Source organism: Oleiphilus sp. HI0132, from assembly GCF_001635845.1.
Window position 1 is genome coordinate 1 of the sequence record NZ_LWGJ01001236.1, and the last position, 3,372, is coordinate 3,372.

General features: G+C 41.1%; 4 protein-coding genes. 1 reads left to right on the forward strand and 3 read right to left on the reverse strand.

Annotated elements, in window-relative coordinates; translation table 11 throughout:
- Positions 1 to 335: hypothetical protein (locus A3766_RS18195; RefSeq protein WP_156508966.1), on the reverse strand; the 335-nt coding region annotated here is incomplete at its 3' end.
- A 243-nt stretch (positions 336 to 578) separates the two neighbouring features.
- Here A3766_RS18195 and A3766_RS18200 point away from each other — a divergent pair.
- Complete coding sequence (locus tag A3766_RS18200) at positions 579 to 1,232, forward strand: hypothetical protein (RefSeq protein WP_068514657.1); 654 nt, start codon at positions 579 to 581, stop codon at positions 1,230 to 1,232.
- 90 nt (positions 1,233 to 1,322) lie between these two features.
- On the opposite strand, the gene A3766_RS18205 is transcribed toward A3766_RS18200, so the two are convergent.
- Positions 1,323 to 2,150: an HDOD domain-containing protein gene (locus A3766_RS18205; RefSeq protein WP_068512887.1), complete on the reverse strand. Its 828-nt coding sequence runs from the start codon at positions 2,148 to 2,150 to the stop codon at positions 1,323 to 1,325.
- Between the two features lie 113 nt (positions 2,151 to 2,263).
- Positions 2,264 to 3,004, reverse strand: a complete 741-nt coding sequence (locus tag A3766_RS18210; protein ID WP_068514659.1) for a DUF599 domain-containing protein — start codon at positions 3,002 to 3,004, stop codon at positions 2,264 to 2,266.
- Between the last annotated feature and the right edge of the window lie 368 nt (positions 3,005 to 3,372).

A 3,372-nucleotide genomic window follows, 5' to 3' on the forward strand; every position in this document is an offset into this window, starting at 1 on the left:
ATGACGATTTTAAAACGCGTTCTGCTTTCAACCTTGTATACCTCTTCTTTAGAAATATAAGCCGACAGCATGTCCATGTCGTTATTTAAATAGATGTCGTTGGACTTCCCGCTACACTCTATGCCGATAAGAGTGGTCGTTTTATGATTGGAGCGCCGTGTAGCTTGTAGCTCATAAACTGACAAATCGACGCGTTCGAAATTATTGATAAGAATGTCATCGAGTGCTGTGACAAGTTCTCTAATGTTCGATTGGCTGGTCAAGCTTTTTATTAGAGTAAATAGCTGCTCTATTTCCATAATGGAAGGTCTATCACAAATAGAAGAAACGACCATTATCGTTATTCTCTGCCATAAAACCAAGTAAATTAATATAGAAGACGTTAACAATTCGTTACATTTTGCAATTGTTTACCAACAGACCGCTCATAACTTATTGGCTATGATTACTATATCGAATTTAGGTGAGACGATTCAGGCCCGTCTTTCTTCAATTTAGGTTTAGATTTCATGTGTACTTATTTATCCCGGACATTGTCCGGGATTTTTTTTGCCTGAATCTTACCGTTTTCCCTCTCAATGCTTATTAAAACTTCGACTGCTTCAAAATTAGAGTGGCTGCTTCTTGGTTTAGGGCTTCACTATATAGTAGTCTTTCAGTCTTTGTTGTTTCGGGTTGCTGGCTTAAAGCGTTTGCATTTAAGTCGCCCTGGCTTTGCTAGCGTCAAGGATGCACTAATAGATCTTATGAAAAAACTACTGCTTACTCTGATTCTTGTTCTTACGCCGGTACTGGCTTTTGCTGAATTCAAGTTGGAACACTTAGGGCTCGACGACTTAAGTGTGGAGGACTTCTCCTGGAAAAATATCTCTGACCTGGAGGGGTGGACGCCTCGTTATACCTATGTTGTTGATGATAACTTGATTGGCCGTACCCATTATATGGGAATGTCATTTTTTAAACGTCAGGGTGCAGCGCACGAAGGAATCACTTTACGAGGTGGTTTTGGGCATTTTGGTGAAAAGATTAACCTCAGTTACACCAGTGGCTTCTCTTTGATGGGAGTTGATATGGGCTTGTCTTATTTAATATTGGACAAGGATAATCTACGACAGCATGAGAACGAGATTGAAGGCTTAGGTCTAGAGCTAGGTTTGCGTTTTTGGGTGGTCCAGTTGATAGCCTTACATATGGATGAAACCTCTTATGTTTCTTTAGGTTATGGTTTTTAATGGTAGCCGATTCAAAAAAATGATCTTTTCGGTTTTCTATTAGGCAAAGAAAAAGCGCTCAAATGAGCGCTTTTTGAGAGATTATCTGACTTAGTCTTTCAATAACTCTTCAATATCATCTTCCGCTTCTGCAAGCTCAACTAACTCTTCGAAGAAAGATACCAGATTGATATCAATTGGCTTAGCAATGTCCACCGGGAACTGAGATAAAATTTCTTGCTTTTCTTGCTCGGCTTTAAACGCTTCATTTAAGTAGTCGGCCAAGTAAACGATGCTTGAATAAGCGGAATACTCTTCAAAGTCGTTAGGGGCAGCCTGTTGACGTATTCCATTTACAATTTCTGTTGGGAAGTTCCAGCGTTTGGCAAGTTCCGAGCCTGCTTGCGTGAAGTCATAGCCAAACTGGTTGTCTTGTAAGTCAATTCGATTAGCGCCTGATTCAACTAGCTTGTCAATTTTAACGGCAGACTCTTCATGATAAATATGAATTAGTAGCTCGCCGATGTTACGCATCATGCCGATTGTGAAGGCTGTTTCAGGGTCTGAGTCAGTGTGTTTAGCAATTAGCTTGCTGATGCTGGCAATCATGAAACTATCACGCCAGAACTGTTTTTTATCAAAGCCCGGGATGTCTTGGAAAGCACCAGTAATACCAGAGGCAACGACTAAGGTTTTCAGGGTATCGATGCCGAGCATCACAACTGCAGAGTCGATTGAGGCGATCTTACGTCCTGCACCATAGCGCGCGGAATTGGCTAGACGCATAATTTTGGCAGAAAGGACCTGGTCCATCTGTATTTTTTTTGAAATCTCATCAACATTGGAATGAGGATCATTAAACTGCTTGATCAGTTCTTGCACCACTTTCGGGATGTTGGGTAAATTTGGGCTTCCTTTAAATAGCGATTCTAAAGACATTCCTGTAACTCCTACGCGTCAATTGCCTTTGTTTTATATTTGTTCTAATGAGTATAGAAAAAGCCCGCGATCGGTAAAGAATAGACTTGTGACTTTTTGTTTTTTATTGAGTTTTAGCGCATTGCTTGAGACAGCTCTTCTTTACCCACCAGGATTTTAAGTGTGGATGACTTAAATTCACGACGAAATAGAATAAAGACAATAAGGGTGCTGGCGACCATAAATACCCATGGGTTGATAAACCAGGTCAGCATGGCGATAGAGAAATAGTAAGTGCGTAAGCCACTATTAAAGTTGTTAGCGGCCATGGAGGCCATGGAAGCCATGCGTGAAGCAAGCGCCTCCCTCTCTTCATTACTGCAGTCTTCACTAGGGGTTGGCGCCCCGCCAACCATAATGGTTACAAAACCATATTGGCGTAAGCTCCAGGTAAACTTGAAGAAGGCATAGACAAAAACAAAAATTAACGTAATGACTTTGATCTCCCATTCCGAGCGATCGGTGGGGACTGCGAAGGGGAGCCCTTCTATGAGGTGTATTGCTTTTTCAGTTGAGCCTAAGATGGTTATTAAGCCAGCGAGAATAAGCATGGTCGTTGATGCAAAAAAAGAAACACCTTTTTCAAGGTTCGCAATTGCAGCATTGTCAGCGATTCTCATTTCTCTAGTCAGGACCCGGAGCATCCACTGAAACCGATACTGGTGAAGTTCGGATGCAAGGCTCGGAGAGTCTTCGGTGCTTCGGTAGCTTCGAGCACTGGCGTATTTCATATAGCCATTAAAGCAAACTAAAAACCAGATAATGGCTAGTAGGTTTAGCCAATTGTCGCTGATAAACAGCGTGAGGGTTGTCATAGAAGCTCCAAGCAGGGAAGTATATCGATTAGTGGTCAGATTGCTTAGGTCGTTTAAGCGCAGGGAGCAATTCTAAAGAACTAAGGTTCAGGGATCAATTTACAGAAAATTTTTAGCTTGGGTGCTTATTTATAATTGTTTGGTGATTTGAGAGCAATCACCCAAATGGGGGGAATTGTTGAAAATAATAACGGGGTCTAAGTTAGCGGTTGCGCTTCTTGAGCTCTGGTTTTGAGCTGTGAGAGGATTGGTTTGTAGAAACGTTTTCTGTAGCAAAAATAGTTTTTCAATAAACTTTGCTACAAAACATGAGAAATAAATATAACAAGCTCAATACATACTATTGGATTTAGATAATTCTTTATATG